This is a genomic window from Roseococcus sp. SDR (assembly GCF_019083995.1).
In the GTDB taxonomy this organism is placed as follows: Bacteria; Pseudomonadota; Alphaproteobacteria; order Acetobacterales; family Acetobacteraceae; genus Roseococcus.
Genome location: NZ_JAHRCU010000027.1, coordinates 13,836 through 29,386, shown reverse-complemented (window position 1 = coordinate 29,386; position 15,551 = coordinate 13,836). Strand labels below are relative to the sequence as shown.

Genomic DNA, 15,551 nt, shown 5'->3' with positions numbered 1-15,551 from the left:
ATGAGCACGACAACCGCCTGCGGCGCCAAGCCGGCGCCCCCCGCCAGCCGCAAGACGATCCGCGTGAATGGTGTGGTCATCCCACGTGCCGCCATCGCGCAGGAGACGCAGCATCACCCGGCCACCAGGCCATTGGATGCCATGAAGGCCGCCTCGGTGGCCCTGGTGGTACGGGAGCTGCTGCTGCAGGAGGCTCGCCGCCTCGGTATCCCGGCAGATCCCGCCAGCGATGGCGAGGGCCGCCGTGAGACGGAGGAGGAGGCACTGATCCGCGGCTTGGTCGAGCGTGAGGTCCAGACGCCCGCAGCCGATGAGGCGGCCTGCCGGCGGTTCTATGAGCAGAACAGGCGCCAGTTCCGGTCGCCGGATCTCCATGAGGTCCGGCATATCCTCCTGCCCGCCAATTTGCCTGACAGGGCGGAGGTCGCGGCCGCCATCCTGGCCCGCCTGGCCGTGGCGCCTGGTGAGTTCGGCGAGTTGGCCCTGGCGCACTCGGCCTGCCCGTCCGGTCGGACGGACGGCAGTCTCGGCCAGATCGGCCCGGGGCAGACGGTCCCGGAATTCGAGGAAGCCCTGGCGCGCATGAGCGTCGGAGCCATCCATTCTGAGCCGGTCGAGACGCGCTACGGCCTGCACATCGTCGCGCTGGATCGCCGGATCGAGGGGCGGGACCTGCCCTTTGACATCGTGCGCGGCAAGATTGCCGCCTGGCTCGAGGAGAAGGTGCGCCGGACCGCGATCCGCCAATACATCCAGATCCTGGCGGGGCGCGCGGAGATCGACGGCGTCGACCTGGCGGCTGCCGGCTCGCCGCTCGTGCAGTGAGGGGGATGCCATGCTGCTTGGTACGATCCTGAAGCGCCTGGGCCAGGCGGCGGATGCCGCCGAGGCGCTGGCCGCGATGGGCGACATGGTCCTGCTCACCGAGGTGCAGGCCATGGGCGAACTCCATGACGAGACGCCGGCCGAGTATGTCTGCGGCGCGACGCGGCGCTTCGCGGCCGATGCCTCAAGTGAGGAGTGGCTCGCGCTGATGACCGCCGTCGAGCGCGGCGACGATCCGGCGCGCGCGACGCTGGAGCGGATGCTGCGCTGGGCCCTCGCGCGGGACGCGGCGGAGGTTCGGGCCGGGGAGGCGTGTGGGCATGGCTGCGGTTGCGGCCATGGTGGTGCGGGCCATGCCGCATGACGCGCTCGACCCACCGCCCGTTGCGCTCCTCGACGATCCGCTCGCGTATTTCCTGGCCGCTCATCATCTGCAGCGGGTTGTCTGCCAGCGGCTGCACGGCTTCGCCGCGGCGCTTCGCGTCTCGCGCAAGGAGGCCGGCCGCGTGAGCGCCTATCTCACCGAGGATCTCGCCCTGCACCATGAGGACGAAGACCTGGATCTCTACCCGGCGCTCCGTCGCCGCGCCGTGCCGGCTGACGGGCTGGGCCCGACACTGGCGCGACTGGGTCGGGAGCATCACCAGGGCCTCGCCACCGCCGCGCAGATCGCCGGGGCGCTCGCCGTCTCCCCGGCGGAGGCCGAGGTCGTGCTTGATGCCGGTGCGGCAGCGGCCATGCAGGATTACGCGGCGAGCGAGCTGCGTCATCTCGCCATCGAGAACGCCGTGGTGCTCGCCCTGGCGCGCATCCGTCTCAAGCGGCCAGACCTGTTGGCCATCAGCCGCAACATGAAGGCACGGCGTGGGATCAAGGCGCCGTGAGCAGCCTCGAGCACCTGTTCGACCGCAACATCGCCTGGGCGGACCGCAAGACCGAGCAGGACCCCGGCTTCTTCCGGCGCCTCTCCGAGCAGCAGGCGCCGCGATATCTCTGGATCGGCTGCTCGGACAGCCGCATCACTGCGAATGACGTGCTGGGCCTCGATCCAGGCGAGGTCTTCGTGCACCGGAACATCGCCAATATCGTCCACACGAGCGACATGAATATCCTCGCCGTGCTGGAATACGCGATCGAGGTTTTGGGCGTCCGGCACATCATCGTCTCCGGTCATTATGGCTGCGGGGGCGTGCTGCGCGCCATGGCGGAGGAGCGCGGCGCGCTCGTGGATCACTGGCTGCAGCCGCTCTCAATGTTCTTCCGCAAGCATCGCGCCGCCTTCGCCGCCATGGGTGATGCGACCTTCCAGGCCAACCGCCTTTGTGAGCTCAACGTGCAGATGCAGCTCCGCCGCGTCGCCGCGACACCGATCGTGGAGGGCGCCTGGGCGCGCCAGCGCGAACTTCACCTGCATGGCTGGATCTATGGCATGCATGACGGGTTGCTGCGTGACCTCGGCACCGAGGTCGCCTCCCTCGCCGAGCGCGAGGCGCTGCCCTCCATAGATCAATGCGTGGCGGTGGGGACGGAGCCTCTCAGCCCGCGCCGCCGACACGCACTCGAAGCCTTCTCGGGCCTCCGGCTGGATGACATGGCCTCGGCCCCTTGCTGCATGCCCTCCCTGGAGAAGCCGTCCGGATGACCCTGCAACCCTGCCTGCTCACCGCCCTGGTCCATGCCGATTCCGCCCGCGCCGCACAGGTGATGCGCGCCGTGGCACAACGCGTCGAGGCGGCTGGCCGCAGCCTGGCCGGGGTGCTGGAACATGCGCTGCCCCGCCCAGGCCGTACGCGCTGCGACATGATCCTGGAGGAATTGTCCCAGGGTGCGCGCATCGCGATTTCCCAGGATCGCGGGCCGCTCGCGCGCGGTTGCCGCCTCGATGCGCATGAAATGGCACGCGCCATCGCGCTGGTCTCCGACACGCTACGCGAGAGACCGCAGCTCCTGATGCTCAACAAGTTCGGCAAGGCCGAGGCCGAGGGCGGCGGCTTCCGCCCCCTCATCGCCGCCGCGCTGGAGCAGGGCGTGCCTGTGCTGATCGCCGTGCCGCTGCGCAACCTCGACGCATGGCGCAATTTCGCGGGCGGGCTGGGGCAGGAGATCGGCCTCGATGACGCGGATGCCTGGCTCGACGGCCTCTGCCCCCGGATGCCCGCCGCGGAAGGCCCGCACCCATGACGGGCGAGGAGGCCGGGCGGCTGATTGACCACATCCTCACGCGCTACCACGCGGTCCATCGGGCCGAGATGCCGGACCTGATCCAGCTGGCCACCGCGGTCGAGGCGGCGCATCCGAGCCACCCGCAGCTGCCGCGCGGCCTCACTGACCTCCTGCGCCGCATGGCGTGGGAAATGGAGGCACATATGAGAAAGGAGGAGGACGGGCTCTTCCCTGAACTCCGTGCCGGCGAGGACCGCATGGCGATGGCCATGACCCTGATGCGCGACGAGCATGATGACCACGCGGCGCGGCTGGAGCAGCTGGCGGCATTGACGCACCAGCACCGGGCACCGCCCGGTGCCTGCGCCACTTGGCAGGCGCTTTGCGCCGGCACCGGGAAATTCGCGGAAGATCTGCGCGAGCACATCCGGCTTGAGAATGAGGTGCTCTTCCCCGGTTTCGGGGCATGAGCGAGCCCATCGGCATCGGCGTGGTGACCATCTCCGACCGCGCCTTCCAGGGTCGCTATGCCGACCAGGGCGGCCCCGGCATCGAGGCGGCGCTGGGCCGCCTCCTGGCCACCCCCTGGCGCCCGCTGCGCCGCCTGGTGCCGGACGAGATGCCGGCCATCGAGGCCGCCCTGCGAGACCTTGCCGACGCCGAAGCCTGCCCGCTGATCGTCACCACCGGCGGCACGGGCCCCGCCCCGCGCGATGTGACGCCCGAGGCGACCATGGCGGTCTGCGAGCGGCTGCTGCCCGGCTTCGGCGAGATGATGCGCGCCGTCAGCCTCCGCGCCGTCCCGACGGCGATCCTCTCGCGGCAGGTGGCGGGCACGCGCGGGCGCAGCCTCATCGTGAACCTGCCGGGCAAGCCCTCGGCCATCGCCGAGTGCCTCGATGCGGTATTTCCCGCCATTCCCTATTGCGTGGACCTGATTGGCGGCCCGCGGATCGAGACAGACCCGGAGGCCTGTGTCGCCTTCCGGCCGAAGGGCGCATGATGGCGCTCTTCGCGCATGGCTTCCGGCCTTTCTTCCTGATGGCCGGCCTCGTGGCGCCGCTCGGCGTGGGACTGTGGGTGATGACGCTCACGGGCCTGCCGCTCCCCGAGGGGCCGCTGCCGATGATCCGCTGGCACGCGCATGAGTTGCTCGAGGGCTTCGTCGGGGCGGCGATGATCGGCTTCCTCCTGACGGCGATTCCGAACTGGACGGGGCGGCGCGGCTATTCGGGTGTGCCGCTGGTGGCGCTAGTGGTGTTGTTTCTGGCCGCGCGCCTCGTGATGCTGCCGGGTTCGCCAGTGCCGATTGGGATCGCGGTGGTGATCGACCTCGCAGCACTGCCGGCGACCTTGCTACTGGTGCTGCCGGCGTTGGTGAAGGCCGGGTCCGCGCGACTGTTCGGTCCTCCTGTGCTGGTTCTTATCTTCTGGGCCGGGCAGGTCATGATGGCGGCCGAGGCTGCGGGCTGGTGGACCTCGCCGGGGTGGGCAGCCGGGCAGATGCTGATGGCCGACACGGCGCTGCTGCTGGTCGTGCTGATCGGTGGGCGGATCGTGCCCTCCTTCACCCTGAACGCGCTGCGCAAGACGGAACGGGCGGCCGAGGCGCAGCCTCTGCCGGGGGTTGATCGCGCGGCGATCCTCGCGGTGGCCCTGGTGACCGTGGTGGACCTGATCGACCCCGGGGGCAAGGTCGCCGGCGCGTTCGCGGCCGTGGCGGCGGCGCTGGTGGCGCTGCGCCTTTCGCGCTGGCATGGGTTGCGCACGCTGCGCTGGCCCATCCTCTGGGTGCTGCACCTGGCCTACGCGCTGATCCCGCTCGCGCTGGCCGTAAAGGCGGCCTTCCTGCTTGCGGCTTCGCCCTGGGGCGCGGCCTGGCTGCATCTGCAGATGGCGGGGCCGGTGTCGCTGATGATCCTCGCCGTCATGACCCGCGCGACGCTTGGCCATACGGGCCACGCGCTGGTGGCGGCACCGTCGGTGGTGCTGGCCTATGGACTGGTGCTGACGGCGGCGCTGCTGCGCGGCTTCATGGGCCTCGCCGAGGCGGATGCGCTGGTCGTCGTAGGGGCGGCGGCGCTGTGCTGGATGACGGCCTTCGTGCTGTTTCTCCGGGTTTATGCGCCGATTCTCTGGATGCCACGCGCGGACGGCAAGCCGGGGTGATGGGCGGCTGGGGAGAATACCTCGCGGCTTGGGCCGTCTTCTTGCTGAGTCACATGCTGCCGGCACGGCCACGTCTGCGCCCAGCCCTGGTCAGCCTCCTCGGACAGCGTGGCTACGTCACACTTTACAGTTGCGCCTCCGTGGCGGTCTTGGCTTGGTTGATCGCGGCGAGCGGGCGCGCGCCCTATCTGCCCCTCTGGGATTGGGCGGCCTGGCAGGCTTGGGTGCCGAACGTCGCCATGCCATTCGCCTGCGTGCTGCTGGCCCTGGGCATCGGCATTCCAAATCCCTTCTCGATCGGCGGTGCGCGGCCCGAGCGCTTCGACGCCGCAAGGCCCGGTATCCTGGGCGTGACGCGCCACCCGGTGCTGGTCGGCATCACGCTCTGGGCAGCGTCCCATATCCCGCCGAATGGAGATCTTGCCTCGGTGACACTGTTCGGCGCCTTCGCGCTGATGGGCCTGGTCGGGATGGGCGCGCTGGACCGGCGGCGCAGGCGGGCCTGGGGCCGGGAGGCTTGGCTTAGGATGTCGCGCCGCACCGCCTTGGTTTGGCCTGGCGTTGGAGAACTCGGGAAGGCTTCCGCCATGAAGCGCATCGCGTTTGGCTTGGCGGTCTGGCTGCTTCTTCTGTGGCTTCATCGCCCTTTGATTGGTGCTGTCCCGTTGCCGGCCTTGCGGTGAGCCGATCCCGACCGAGCTAGCTTCGCCCGCTCGAGCAGCGAGCCGAGGTCGCGCTCCCCTGCACTTTCAGGCCCGCTCCAGTTCGGCCCTGGCGACCGCCATCGCCCAGGGCCTATCCAAGCATCGCCATGACCGGAGTCTGGCGGACCGCGATGTGGACTACGTCAGAGCCACCCCGCAGCGAGACGGTATCACGCTGAGGCCGACCGAGGATCGCTGCGTGCAACTCTCCAGTGTTGCTGGGATCATCACCCCTGAGGCGGAATGCATCGTGTTTCGTGACATTTGCAGATGAGCGTCGATGCTTGGCCGAGCCACCATTGCTCCCATGAGAGCCAAACGCCCGAAGCCGGAGTGCGGTGTTACGGCCGGTGCGTTATCCTCGCGCTGCCGCAGCGTGCGTTAGCCTTGTTCTCCATAAGCCGAACCCTGTCCCCGCATCCATCTTGATCTGCACACACAACGCCTCAGCCACACAGCTGAGGCGTTTTGCATTTCCAGGGCCCGAAACAGAACGGGCGCCCTCCGCCAAAGCCAAAATCGCACCCAAGGCACCACGGACTTCGGTCCGAAGATCACTGCCCTCAGGCACCAGGCGGATCACCTCCACCAAGCCGCGCACCAACTCCCGAGCCTCAGCGGCGTCGCCGTTGTCCAGCACGCGCGCCAGCGCGTGGAGCGCATCGGGCGGCACGAGGGGCTGAAGGTGCCGCGGCGGCAGCCGAAGCGCGGCCGACTGTGGTTGAACGACGGCGCCTGCGTCCGACGGCTACAACGAGAGCTTCAACGGCAAGCTGCGGGACGAGCTGCTGGACCGCGAGATCTTCCATTCGCTGCACGAAGCCGAGGTGCTGATCGAGCGTTGGCGGCGGCACTACAACACCATCAGGCCGCACAGCGCGCTGGGCTATCGGCCGCCGGCGCCTTAAGCGGTGTTGTCCTGGCCGGCTGGCCCCGCCTGCGCTTCGCTCCGGCAGGGCCAACCGGCCAGGCCAGAACATGGGCCAAATCTCTCATAGCCCGTGGATCCCCGATCGGGGGCAGGTCAACATCGAGCAGGCGTGGCCCGACGGCGCCTGACAGCCCCGCGGCACCACCCACGATGACGAGCTCCTGTTCTGCATCGTGTAGGGCCGGGACGTGGCAAGCGACGGCGGATACGGCGGTGACCGAACGTGCGAGCGCAACGCCTGTCATCCAGGCAGTCCCGCGTTGTCAGGGCAGTGGGAGCGCCGATACGCTCAGACGCGAAGGCCGGATCAGTTTGATTCGAAGAATTCGGACGAGGGCATTTCCATGCAGATTGGCACCCGCCACACGGGCGACACACTCACCTTGGTGTTGGCTGGCCGCCTTGACGCCACCACCGCGTCCCTGCTGGGGCAAGCACTCGTGCCGGGACTTCAGGGTGTCCGGCACCTCGTGGTCGATCTCGACGCCTGCCCCTATGTCTCGAGCGCAGGCCTGCGAGAATTACTGCGGGCTCAGAGGCACATCGCTGCCGGCGGCGGCTCCATGCTGCTCGACAACGTGTCGGGGGAGGTGCAGCACGTCCTGAATCTGACCGGCTTCTCGGGGCTGATCCCCAGCAGGCGCAAGGTCCGGCAGATCGCCATTGACGGCCTCGAGTTCATGTCTGCCGGCGTCTGCGGGGAATGCTACCGGCTGGACCGCGAGACCATCGTCAAGCTGTACAACGAGGGCATCGGCGCCGATGTCGCCGAGAAGGAAAAGACCTTCGCCAAAGCCGCTTTCATGGCGGGCATTCCCACCGCCATCTCCTATGATGTCGTCGCCTGCGGCAATCGGACAGGCGTTGTGTACGAGATGCTGGATGCCTCGTTGTTCAGCGCCGTCATCCGTAACGACCCCGGCAACGTCGCCGAACATGCCCGCACCCTCGCGCGCATCGCCCGGACCGTGCACGCAACCCCGGCCGATCCGGCAGTCTTTCCTGATATCAAGGAGAGCTTGCGGGGCTACATCGACCAGCTCGGCTTCTTCCTCTCGCCGCACGAGATCGCGCTGCTGCACAGCAAGCTGGCGGCAATCCCGGACGCTGAAACCTTCGTCCATTTCGATCTGCACAGCAGCAACATCATGATCCGCGACGGCGAGCCGGTCATCATCGACATGGGCGACCTGTCCCGCGGCCATGCTCTGTTCGACATCGGACTGCTGGCCATGATCTATGGCTTGCCCGAGCTCGGACTTTGCGAACTGGCGACCAAAATCCCCGAGGCAGTGGGCCTGGCTCTTTGGGAGAACTTCTTGTCCTGCTACTTCGCTGACCGGCCGCCTGAAGAGCGTGCACTCTTCGAGGCCAACAAGCATTTCCTTGCCTCGATGCGGCTCATCTACACCATCACCTTTCTGCCAGCGCTGCGGGATAGGTGTGCCTCCCTGATCAAGGACGTGCTCATGCCTCGCATCGCTGCATAGCCGACGCTTGAGGAGGCACTTTTTCTCCGCATCTATTGCAGATGATGGAGAGGCGCTCTGGTCGCGTGAGCGGGGGCTGACTCCATGCCATTGTGCCTCCTTGGGTGTCCGCTTACGCGCAGGCTCTTGCCATCCGACTTTCTGCGCAGGAGAACTCGCTCGACGCTGAGGTGAGGCTGGCATGACCGACGACGATGATCAGTATGTCTACGATGAGGCTACCGGCGAGTGGCGTCCGGCCAAGGACTTCGCCGTCGTCAGTGATGCTCCACGAACCGATGTGCGCGATGCCGCTGGGAATGTTCTCGCCGATGGTGATTCGGTCACCCTCATCAAGGATTTGAAGGTGAAGGGTGCGAACCAGACGCTGAAGCAGGGGACGGTCATCAAGTCGATCCGGCTGACGGACAATGATGAGGAGATCGATTGTCGCCACGACACGATCAAGGGCCTCGTTCTGCGGACTGAGTTCGTGCGCAAACGTTGAGGCCCTTGGCGTGTCTCGCGGACCGCACCAGCGCGACGCCTGCATGCGCCGTTCGCGATACACGCCACCCCACAAGCCGCCGTGCCACCGGCGCGCGATAGCTCGACGGGGCGATCGGCAGGAGCTTGCAGATCGGCTCGACCCCAAAGGCCCCACGATGACCATCCATGAAGCCCATCATGGCTTGAACCGGCGGTCGAGCTTCGCCTGAGTCACAGGCGCGTTCAGCGTCTGGCCCGTGCAACCGATCCTGGCTGCGATCGATAGGAGCGGCGCCCAGCGTCATGGATGCTGCGCGGCATGCTCCCGCACCATCCGCATCGCCCGCTTGCGAACCTCAGGCGAAAGCCTGTTCGTCGCATTGCTGGTCATCGCTCCAGCCTCTCAGGAGTTGGAGCCTCCGAGAAGCCCGGGGCGCTTCAAGACGGTCGAAGGCGCGGTGCCGCTGCCGGTCAGCGCGCTGTTCCGGCGCGGTCAGGATTGGGCGGTCTTCGTGGTGCGGGATCGCGCGCCGCGCCGCGCAGAGCGTTATGGTGAGCCAGGGCCTGGAGCCGGGCGAGCTCGTCATCCTCTTCCCGCCCGGCGCGCGGATTCGCGCCGCGGAGGCAGTCAGATCCGCGCCTGCACGCTGCCATCGCTCCGGACGAAGATGGTGCCGAGGCCATGCCGCTCGGCGAGGGGGGCGGCCGCCGCCGCGCCCAGCACCATGAAGGCCGTGGCCCAGGCATCGGCCGCCATGCAACTGGGGGCGAGGACGGAGACCGAGGCCAGGTCATTCTCCAGCGGCGCGCGCCGGGCGGGGTCCATGGTGTGCGAGACGATCCGCCCCTCCACCTCCGCCCAGTGCCGGTAACTGCCGGAGGTGGCAACGGCCATGTCGCTCAGTTCGATCACGCCCATCGCCTCGCGGCTGTGCCGGTCGGGGCGCTCATGCGCCACGGCCCAGGGCGTGCCATCGGGCTTCGTCCCGCGCGCGCGCATCTCGCCATCGATGCCGACCAGCCATGCGGGGATGCCGAAGCCGTCCATCACCCGCGCCATCTCATCCACGCCGAAGCCCTTGGCGATGCCCGAGAGATCGAGGCAAAGCGCCTCCGTCTTCCGCGCGCGGGAGCTGGCCGGATCGAGCTGCAGGGCCTGCATCGTGGAGGGGCGCGTGGCGGCGGAGGCAGCCGCGATGCGCCCCGGCTCGGCCTTCCCTGCGCCAGGCCCGAAGCCCCATGCCGCGACCAGGCCGCCCACGCCCATGTCGAAGGCGCCGCCCGAGGCGCGACCGATCCTGAGCCCCTCGGCCAGCACGGTCATGAGTTCCGGCGGCAGCGTCACCCACGCGCCCACCGGCGCCGCGTTCAGGCGGTTGAGGTCGGAGTCCGGCTTCCAGCTCGACATCTGCTGGTCCACGCGATCCACCGCATCGGACAGCGCCTGCGCCAGTGCCGCCGTGGCGAGGTGCTCCGGCGCGTGGAAGATGGCCGCGTAGCGCGTCCCCATGGTCGGCCCGTTCAGGGCGTGGCGGACCAGGGGCGAGTCAGTAGACGTCTTCAAGGTAGCGGCCCTCCGATTTCAGGGTGGCGAGATCGAGGCCGAGCGGCTGCAGGATCGCCTCGAAGGCGGTGGCCACGCCGCCCGCCATGTCGCGCCCGCCGCAGACCAGCACCTGCCCGCCGCGTTGCAGCAGTTCGCGCAGCGCCGCCGCATCCGCCGCCAGCCGCTGCTGGACGTAGCCGCCGCCCGGCACGCGGGAGAAGGTGGTGTTCAGCCGCGCGAGGCGCCCATCCGCCACGCAGGCGCGCAGCTCCGGCCCATAGAGGAAATCCGGGCCGGGGTGCCGGCCGCCCCAGTAGAGGTGCATCGGCCGGTGCCCCGCATTGTGCCGGATGAAGCCGGCCAGCGGGCCGATGCCGGTGCCGGCGCCCACCAGGATCACCGGCGCCCTGCCGCGCCCTGGCCGGAAGGCGGGATTGGGCCGGATGAAGACCTCGATCCGTCCGCCTTCGGGCAGCTCATGCAGGAAGCCCGAGCAGAGGCCGCCCGCCTGCTTGCGCACGCAGATCTCCAGCGCGCCATCGGCCGAGGCGGAGGCGAGCGAATAGAAGCGCGGCACCTCGGTGCCTGGAGCGAGGATGCCGACGAGGTCACCCGCCTCGAAGCGCGGCAGGCGGCGGCGCCAGAGGCCGGCACCGGGCGGAGCCACGAAGCGCAGGATCGCCGTCGGTGTCTGCGATTCCGCGCCGTATTCCACACGCTGGGCGAGCACGAGCGGCCTGGTCCGGGGGCGCTGGGCAAGATGCGCCAGGGCCAGCGGCACGCCCAGCGCGGCACCGAGCGCCTCGCCCCAGGCGGCGAAGCCCTGCGCCGATTGCCGGTCGATCCGCCCGGTCTCGAGCAGCATGGGCCAGCCCTTGTTCTGCAACGCGGCGGCGACCGTCTCGGCGAAGCCACAGAAGCGCGGGAAGGCGCGATCCCCGAAGCCGAGCACGGCGAAGGGCAGGGGGTGCGTCGCACGCTCCAGCCGCTGCAGGAACTGGCCGGCCGAGGCGGGGGCCGAGCCATCGCCATAGGTGGCCGTCAGGATCAGCAGGCGCTGCGCCTTTGCGTAGCGCGGCGCGAGCGCGTTCATCGGCGCGGCATGCACGCGGTGCCCGGCCCGGGTCAGCGCCGCGTGCAGCGTCGCGGCGAAGCCCCAGCTGCTGTTGCCCTCGCTGCCGACCAGAAGGATGGTGTCCGCCGATTGCGCCGCCGCGTTGTGCCGGATCCTCGGCCGCGCGGCGCGCCGGTGCCACCAGATCACCGCCCCGGCCCCGGCGAGGAGGGGCGCCGTCAGCACGGCGAGGCCGAGCAGCAGCGCCAGTGGCCAGACGCCGCGGCCGGTGTGCAGCATCACGATGGTCTCGTGCACCCGCCGCGCCAGGCCGTTCGGTACGAAGTCCAACGCCTGCCCCGTTGCGGCGTCGATATGCGCGATGCCCTGCGCGCTGGTCAGCGTGTAGCTGTCGGTCAGGTCGTCGCCATAGGGGAAGGTGAGCTCGCGCAGCGCCGACAGGTCCACGGCCTGCAGCGCCGCCAGCTGGCCGGGACGAAGCCGTGGCGCGCCGCTCGGCTCCACGGGCGCCGCGATCTCCGTCGCGGTGCCATCCGGCAGGACGCCGAAGGTCGCCAGCGACATCCAGCAGCCGGTCAGCGCCGAGAGGAGAAGCCCGGCCATCGCGGCGCGGCCGAGCTCGCAATGCAGGCGCTGCGCGAAGCTGCCGCGGCTGGGCCGCAGGATCGCCGCCCAGCCCCCCAGCCGCGCCGCCAGCACGATCGCGCCCGAGAGGCACAGCACCAGCATGGCCGCCGCCCCCAGCCCCGCGGCCACGCGCCCCGCATCGTCCATCAGGAAGGAGCGGTGCAGGTTGGTGATGCTGCGTGTCAGGTTGGACGGCTCATGCGGGCCGATCGCCGCGCCCGTGTTGGGATCAACCAGCTCGGCGCCCGGCAGGTCATTCTCGAAGTAGTAGGCGATGATCGAACCGGAGGGCGTCCTGACGATCCGCTCCACCTCGGCGTGCCGCTGCTGCACGGCGTCGGCGAGTGCGGCGACCGTCACCTCTCCGGGCGCCGGAATGCTCGCGCGGCTGCGCTCCAGGACCGAGTCGAAGGCGAGGAAGGCGCCGGTCAACGCCAGCGCCGTGATGAGCAGCGCGGCGAGGAGCCCTGGCAGGGAATGGAGGCGGCGAAACATGTCGGTGATCCGCTGGCGTCGTCACATGTCGAACTTGAAGGAGGCGATGTAGCCACGGCCGGAGACGGGCCGGTGATTGGCGGCGCTGGTCAGCGGCACGGTGACTTCGCCGGGATTGTCCCGCCCATCCTCCACGGCGGTGTCCACGCGGATCTGGTAGCCCGCGTCAATCAGCGCGTCGGCGATGTCCACGGTGACACTGAGCGTCCGGCCGCTGCCGACGCTGGCGCCGGTGATGCCGTCGATGCGCGCGGCCTCTGCGGCGCGGCCACGGGCCCAGGCGCTCAGATGCGTGTGGTACTTGGTCTTGGTGCCGGCCACGCGCAGCGTGGAGTGGAAGCGCCCCTGCGGATCCACGAGGTAGATGGCGAGATAGGCGCCGTTGCCGCCATAGGGGCGGAGCTGCGTGGTCAGGGTGACGCTGCGCGCCTCGGCCGCCGGCGCGAAGGCCATGGCGGGCAGCGCGAGGGTGGCGGCGAGGCCGAGGGTGGCGACCATCTTGTTCATCGAAATCTCTCCAGCAGGAAGGGCGATGCGGGAGAGATGGACGCTCAATCTGACGCGGGCCTGAACGCCATGGATGATCGCGGCGCGAATTCCGGCAGTCGCACGCGCGCCTCGAAGCCGGAGGCGCGCCCCGGCACGGGCGAGAACAATTCCAGCCCGGTCCCGGCGCCCACGGCGATGGCCTCGGCGATGGCGAGGCCGAGGCCCGAGCCATGGGCGCGGCTCTCCCCGCGTTCGAAGGGGCGCTTGAGCCGCGCCATCGTCTCCGGCGCCACCACGGGCCCTGCGTTCGATACGCGCAGGAGGCCGTCCTCATCCAGCAGGACGGAGACCGGTTGATCGGCGGCGCCGTGCTTCAGCGCGTTCTCGATGAGGTTGCGCGCCAGGATGGCAAAGGCGTCGGCGTCCATGCCGGAGAGCCAGGCGCCGCCCTCCGGCATCGCCACGGTGACGGGGCGGGCGAGATCCGCATCGCCCCGGAACTCATCCAGCACGAAGGCCAGCACCTGCGCGAGATCCTGCGGCGTTTCGGCCAGCAGGCCGGCGCCTTCCGCCTTGGCGAGCTGGAGCAGCTTCTCCGACAGCCGCGCCAATTGCCGCAGCGCGGCCTCCACGCTCCGCGCGCGTTCGCGGGGTGCGCCCTCCGGCAGCTCCGCGACCAGGCGCTGGGTCTGCGCCAGGGCGGCCGCGACGGGTGTGCGCAATTCATGCGCGCTGCTGGCGGTGAAGCCGCGCTCCGCCTCCAGCGCGCGCTGCAGCCGCGCGATCAGCCGGTTCACCGCGGCGGCGATGGGGGTGAGCTCGCGGGGGAGGGCCGTCGCGGCGACGGGCGAGAGATCACCCTGGCCGCGCTGCTCGATCTCTCCCTGGAGGGCGGAAACCGGCCGCAGCGCGAAGCGCACCAGGGCCCAGACGCCGAGCTGCGTGAGCGGCAGGAGCAGCGCCAAGGGCCAGAGCAGCATGCCGACCGCTTCCAGCACCGCCTGGCGCCTGTGGCGGAGCGGCTCCGCCGCGGTGACGAAGAACGTGCCCTGCACCGCAACCTCGGTGTAGAGGCGCAGGCCGCCGGCATCCTGGAAGCCCGCCATGGGCCGGGCAGGGAAGGCCGCCGCGTCGGCATCGTGCGATTGCAGCAGGATGCGCCCATCGCCGTCCCGCACGATATAGGTGATCCGCTCCTGGTGCGGCATCACCGAAGGCAGGCGCTGGCCGGCATCCTCGGCCTCGCCGTTCAGGATCTCGCTATAGGCCAGGGGCAGGATGCGCTGCGTGACCTCCTGCAGCGCGCCGTCGAACACCTCGTCGACCTCGGCGCGCAGGATCAGGCCGGCCATGAGGCTGCCCGCCAGCCAGAGCAGGACCGTCCCGAGGGCGAGCCCCAGCCCGAGCCGGCGTTGCAGGCTGTGTGGCCGTGCGTTCATCAGGGCGCCGGCTTCCTCGGCTGGCCCAGCCGATAGCCCAGGCCGCGGATCGTCTCGATGATGTCGTGTCCCAGCTTCTTGCGGATGCGGCCGATATAGACCTCGATCGTGTTGCTCTCGACCTCGGCATCGAAGGAGTAGAGCCGTTCCTCCATCTGCGCCTTGGACAGCAGGGCGCGGGGGCGTTGCAGGAAGGCCTCGAAGATCACCCATTCGCGCGCCGTCAGGGTGATGGGCTCACCCGCGCGCCGGATGCTCCGCTCCGCGAGGTCGATGGTCAGGTCGCCGATCTCGACCAGCGGATTCGGATTGCCGGCATAGCGCCGGGCCACGGCGCCGATGCGGGCCGAGAGCTCGGACAGGTCAAAGGGCTTCACGAGGTAGTCGTCCGCGCCGGCGTTCAGCCCGGCGATGCGATCGGTGATCTGGTCGCGCGCCGTCAGGATGATGACGGGCGTGGCGTCCCGCGCGGCGCGGCGCGCCTTGAGGAAATCGATCCCCTTGCCGTCCGGCAGCATGAGATCGAGCAGGATGAGTTCATAGGTCACCGTGCCGGCGCAGTCGCGCGCGGTGTCGAGCCGGGGCGCCCAGTCCACCGTGTGCCCATCGGCGGCGATCTGGTCGCGCACGGCGGCGCCCAGGATCGGATCATCCTCGATCAGCAGAACACGCATTTCCTGGTCCTTCGCGTCACCGGGCCTGGCCGCTCATAGGGCCGGCGGCTGACGGCAAGCTGAATGGCGCGGCGACCCTGTTCAGTCTCGCGTCAGCTTGCTGTGGCTTTGTCACGGCTCGCTGCAACTGACAGGATGCGATGCCATGATCCGACCGCCCCCCAAGATCGCGCTGGCATTCTGCGCCCTGGCATTCTGCGTCCTCGGCGCGGGTCCGGCCATGGCGGACCAGCGCTGCAACGTCCCGCTGGCCGATTGGCAGCCGCGCGCGGCACTTCAGCAGCGGGTCGAGGCCGAAGGCTGGCGGGTCATCCGCATCCGCACCAAGGATGGCTGCTACCGCGTGCGGGCGACGAATGACCGCGGCCAGCGTTACGAAGGAACATTCGATCCCGGCACCTTGCGGATCCTGAAGGTGGAGATCGAATACGACTGACCGGGACGGGCTGCGCCAGG

The 15,551-nt window shown here is 69.5% G+C and carries 17 protein-coding genes, 1 pseudogene and 1 other annotated feature; of the genes and pseudogenes, 13 read left to right on the top strand and 5 right to left on the bottom strand.

Annotation, left to right across the window (positions count from 1 at the left end; translation table 11 throughout):
- The 12 genes and pseudogenes from KTR66_RS22025 (at position 1) to KTR66_RS21970 (ending at position 8,769) form a co-directional block, all read left to right on the top strand.
- Positions 1-825: a peptidylprolyl isomerase gene (locus KTR66_RS22025; RefSeq protein WP_213616512.1), complete on the top strand. Its 825-nt coding sequence runs from the start codon at positions 1-3 to the stop codon at positions 823-825.
- 10 nt (positions 826-835) lie between these two features.
- Entirely contained in the window at positions 836-1,189 is a 354-nt protein-coding gene (locus KTR66_RS22020; RefSeq protein ID WP_213616510.1) for a hypothetical protein, read from the top strand.
- Positions 1,179-1,709, top strand: a complete 531-nt coding sequence (locus tag KTR66_RS22015; RefSeq protein ID WP_213616508.1) for a hemerythrin domain-containing protein — start codon at positions 1,179-1,181, stop codon at positions 1,707-1,709. The genes KTR66_RS22020 and KTR66_RS22015 overlap by 11 nt, the downstream gene beginning before the upstream one ends.
- Positions 1,706-2,467 (top strand): carbonic anhydrase, encoded by a 762-nt coding sequence (locus tag KTR66_RS22010; RefSeq protein WP_213616506.1) that lies wholly within the window; start codon positions 1,706-1,708, stop codon positions 2,465-2,467. The genes KTR66_RS22015 and KTR66_RS22010 overlap by 4 nt, the downstream gene beginning before the upstream one ends.
- The gene (locus tag KTR66_RS22005) at positions 2,464-3,006 is read left to right on the top strand and encodes a DUF2478 domain-containing protein (protein ID WP_213616504.1); all 543 of its coding nucleotides are present in this window, start codon (positions 2,464-2,466) and stop codon (positions 3,004-3,006) included. Before KTR66_RS22010 ends, KTR66_RS22005 begins: the two co-directional genes overlap by 4 nt.
- The gene (locus KTR66_RS22000) at positions 3,003-3,458 is read left to right on the top strand and encodes a hemerythrin domain-containing protein (protein ID WP_213616502.1); all 456 of its coding nucleotides are present in this window, start codon (positions 3,003-3,005) and stop codon (positions 3,456-3,458) included. Before KTR66_RS22005 ends, KTR66_RS22000 begins: the two co-directional genes overlap by 4 nt.
- Entirely contained in the window at positions 3,455-3,991 is a 537-nt protein-coding gene (gene mog / locus KTR66_RS21995; protein ID WP_213616500.1) for a molybdopterin adenylyltransferase, read from the top strand. The genes KTR66_RS22000 and mog overlap by 4 nt, the downstream gene beginning before the upstream one ends.
- Complete coding sequence (locus tag KTR66_RS21990) at positions 3,988-5,157, top strand: NnrS family protein (RefSeq protein ID WP_213616498.1); 1,170 nt, start codon at positions 3,988-3,990, stop codon at positions 5,155-5,157. Before mog ends, KTR66_RS21990 begins: the two co-directional genes overlap by 4 nt.
- Positions 5,157-5,840, top strand: a complete 684-nt coding sequence (locus KTR66_RS21985) for an NnrU family protein (RefSeq protein ID WP_213616496.1) — start codon at positions 5,157-5,159, stop codon at positions 5,838-5,840. The genes KTR66_RS21990 and KTR66_RS21985 overlap by 1 nt, the downstream gene beginning before the upstream one ends.
- Before the next feature lie 667 nt (positions 5,841-6,507).
- Positions 6,508-6,859, top strand: a pseudogene (locus tag KTR66_RS21980) (transposase); the annotation flags it as partial.
- 277 nt (positions 6,860-7,136) lie between these two features.
- Positions 7,137-8,282 carry an anti-sigma factor antagonist gene (locus KTR66_RS21975; RefSeq protein WP_213616494.1) on the top strand — a complete coding sequence of 382 codons (1,146 nt, stop codon included), beginning with the start codon at positions 7,137-7,139 and terminating at the stop codon, positions 8,280-8,282.
- Positions 8,283-8,463: 181 nt separating this feature from the next.
- Positions 8,464-8,769: a zinc ribbon domain-containing protein YjdM gene (locus tag KTR66_RS21970; protein ID WP_213616492.1), complete on the top strand. Its 306-nt coding sequence runs from the start codon at positions 8,464-8,466 to the stop codon at positions 8,767-8,769.
- Between the two features lie 106 nt (positions 8,770-8,875).
- Positions 8,876-8,992 (bottom strand) — a sequence feature (AL1L pseudoknot).
- A 386-nt stretch (positions 8,993-9,378) separates the two neighbouring features.
- Here KTR66_RS21970 and KTR66_RS21965 read toward each other — a convergent pair.
- Genes KTR66_RS21965 through KTR66_RS21945 form a run of 5 tightly spaced genes read right to left on the bottom strand, consistent with a single transcriptional unit; the run spans position 9,379 to position 15,095 of the window.
- Positions 9,379-10,314 carry an FAD:protein FMN transferase gene (locus KTR66_RS21965; protein WP_213616490.1) on the bottom strand — a complete coding sequence of 312 codons (936 nt, stop codon included), beginning with the start codon at positions 10,312-10,314 and terminating at the stop codon, positions 9,379-9,381.
- Positions 10,298-12,493 (bottom strand): PepSY domain-containing protein, encoded by a 2,196-nt coding sequence (locus KTR66_RS21960; RefSeq protein ID WP_213616488.1) that lies wholly within the window; start codon positions 12,491-12,493, stop codon positions 10,298-10,300. Before KTR66_RS21960 ends, KTR66_RS21965 begins: the two co-directional genes overlap by 17 nt.
- Positions 12,494-12,514: 21 nt before the next feature.
- Positions 12,515-13,000 carry a DUF2271 domain-containing protein gene (locus KTR66_RS21955; RefSeq protein ID WP_213616486.1) on the bottom strand — a complete coding sequence of 162 codons (486 nt, stop codon included), beginning with the start codon at positions 12,998-13,000 and terminating at the stop codon, positions 12,515-12,517.
- A 44-nt stretch (positions 13,001-13,044) separates the two neighbouring features.
- The gene (locus tag KTR66_RS21950) at positions 13,045-14,421 is read right to left on the bottom strand and encodes a HAMP domain-containing sensor histidine kinase (RefSeq protein ID WP_213616484.1); all 1,377 of its coding nucleotides are present in this window, start codon (positions 14,419-14,421) and stop codon (positions 13,045-13,047) included.
- Positions 14,421-15,095 (bottom strand): response regulator transcription factor, encoded by a 675-nt coding sequence (locus KTR66_RS21945; protein ID WP_213616482.1) that lies wholly within the window; start codon positions 15,093-15,095, stop codon positions 14,421-14,423. Before KTR66_RS21945 ends, KTR66_RS21950 begins: the two co-directional genes overlap by 1 nt.
- A 145-nt stretch (positions 15,096-15,240) precedes the next feature.
- Between KTR66_RS21945 and KTR66_RS21940 the strand changes: the two genes are divergently transcribed.
- Positions 15,241-15,531: a PepSY domain-containing protein gene (locus KTR66_RS21940; RefSeq protein ID WP_213616480.1), complete on the top strand. Its 291-nt coding sequence runs from the start codon at positions 15,241-15,243 to the stop codon at positions 15,529-15,531.
- Positions 15,532-15,551: the final 20 nt, after the last annotated feature.

Coding starts and splice junctions, on each gene's coding strand:
- KTR66_RS21970 (WP_213616492.1), top strand. CDS start 8,464: ATGACCGACGACGATGATCAGTATGTCTACGATGAGGCTACCGGCGAG.
- KTR66_RS22015 (WP_213616508.1), top strand. CDS start 1,179: ATGCCGCATGACGCGCTCGACCCACCGCCCGTTGCGCTCCTCGACGAT.
- KTR66_RS21990 (WP_213616498.1), top strand. CDS start 3,988: ATGATGGCGCTCTTCGCGCATGGCTTCCGGCCTTTCTTCCTGATGGCC.
- KTR66_RS21940 (WP_213616480.1), top strand. CDS start 15,241: ATGATCCGACCGCCCCCCAAGATCGCGCTGGCATTCTGCGCCCTGGCA.
- KTR66_RS22020 (WP_213616510.1), top strand. CDS start 836: ATGCTGCTTGGTACGATCCTGAAGCGCCTGGGCCAGGCGGCGGATGCC.
- KTR66_RS21960 (WP_213616488.1), bottom strand. CDS start 12,493: ATGTTTCGCCGCCTCCATTCCCTGCCAGGGCTCCTCGCCGCGCTGCTC.
- KTR66_RS21950 (WP_213616484.1), bottom strand. CDS start 14,421: ATGAACGCACGGCCACACAGCCTGCAACGCCGGCTCGGGCTGGGGCTC.
- KTR66_RS22000 (WP_213616502.1), top strand. CDS start 3,003: ATGACGGGCGAGGAGGCCGGGCGGCTGATTGACCACATCCTCACGCGC.
- mog (WP_213616500.1), top strand. CDS start 3,455: ATGAGCGAGCCCATCGGCATCGGCGTGGTGACCATCTCCGACCGCGCC.
- KTR66_RS21955 (WP_213616486.1), bottom strand. CDS start 13,000: ATGAACAAGATGGTCGCCACCCTCGGCCTCGCCGCCACCCTCGCGCTG.
- KTR66_RS21975 (WP_213616494.1), top strand. CDS start 7,137: ATGCAGATTGGCACCCGCCACACGGGCGACACACTCACCTTGGTGTTG.
- KTR66_RS21985 (WP_213616496.1), top strand. CDS start 5,157: ATGGGCGGCTGGGGAGAATACCTCGCGGCTTGGGCCGTCTTCTTGCTG.
- KTR66_RS22005 (WP_213616504.1), top strand. CDS start 2,464: ATGACCCTGCAACCCTGCCTGCTCACCGCCCTGGTCCATGCCGATTCC.
- KTR66_RS21945 (WP_213616482.1), bottom strand. CDS start 15,095: ATGCGTGTTCTGCTGATCGAGGATGATCCGATCCTGGGCGCCGCCGTG.
- KTR66_RS22025 (WP_213616512.1), top strand. CDS start 1: ATGAGCACGACAACCGCCTGCGGCGCCAAGCCGGCGCCCCCCGCCAGC.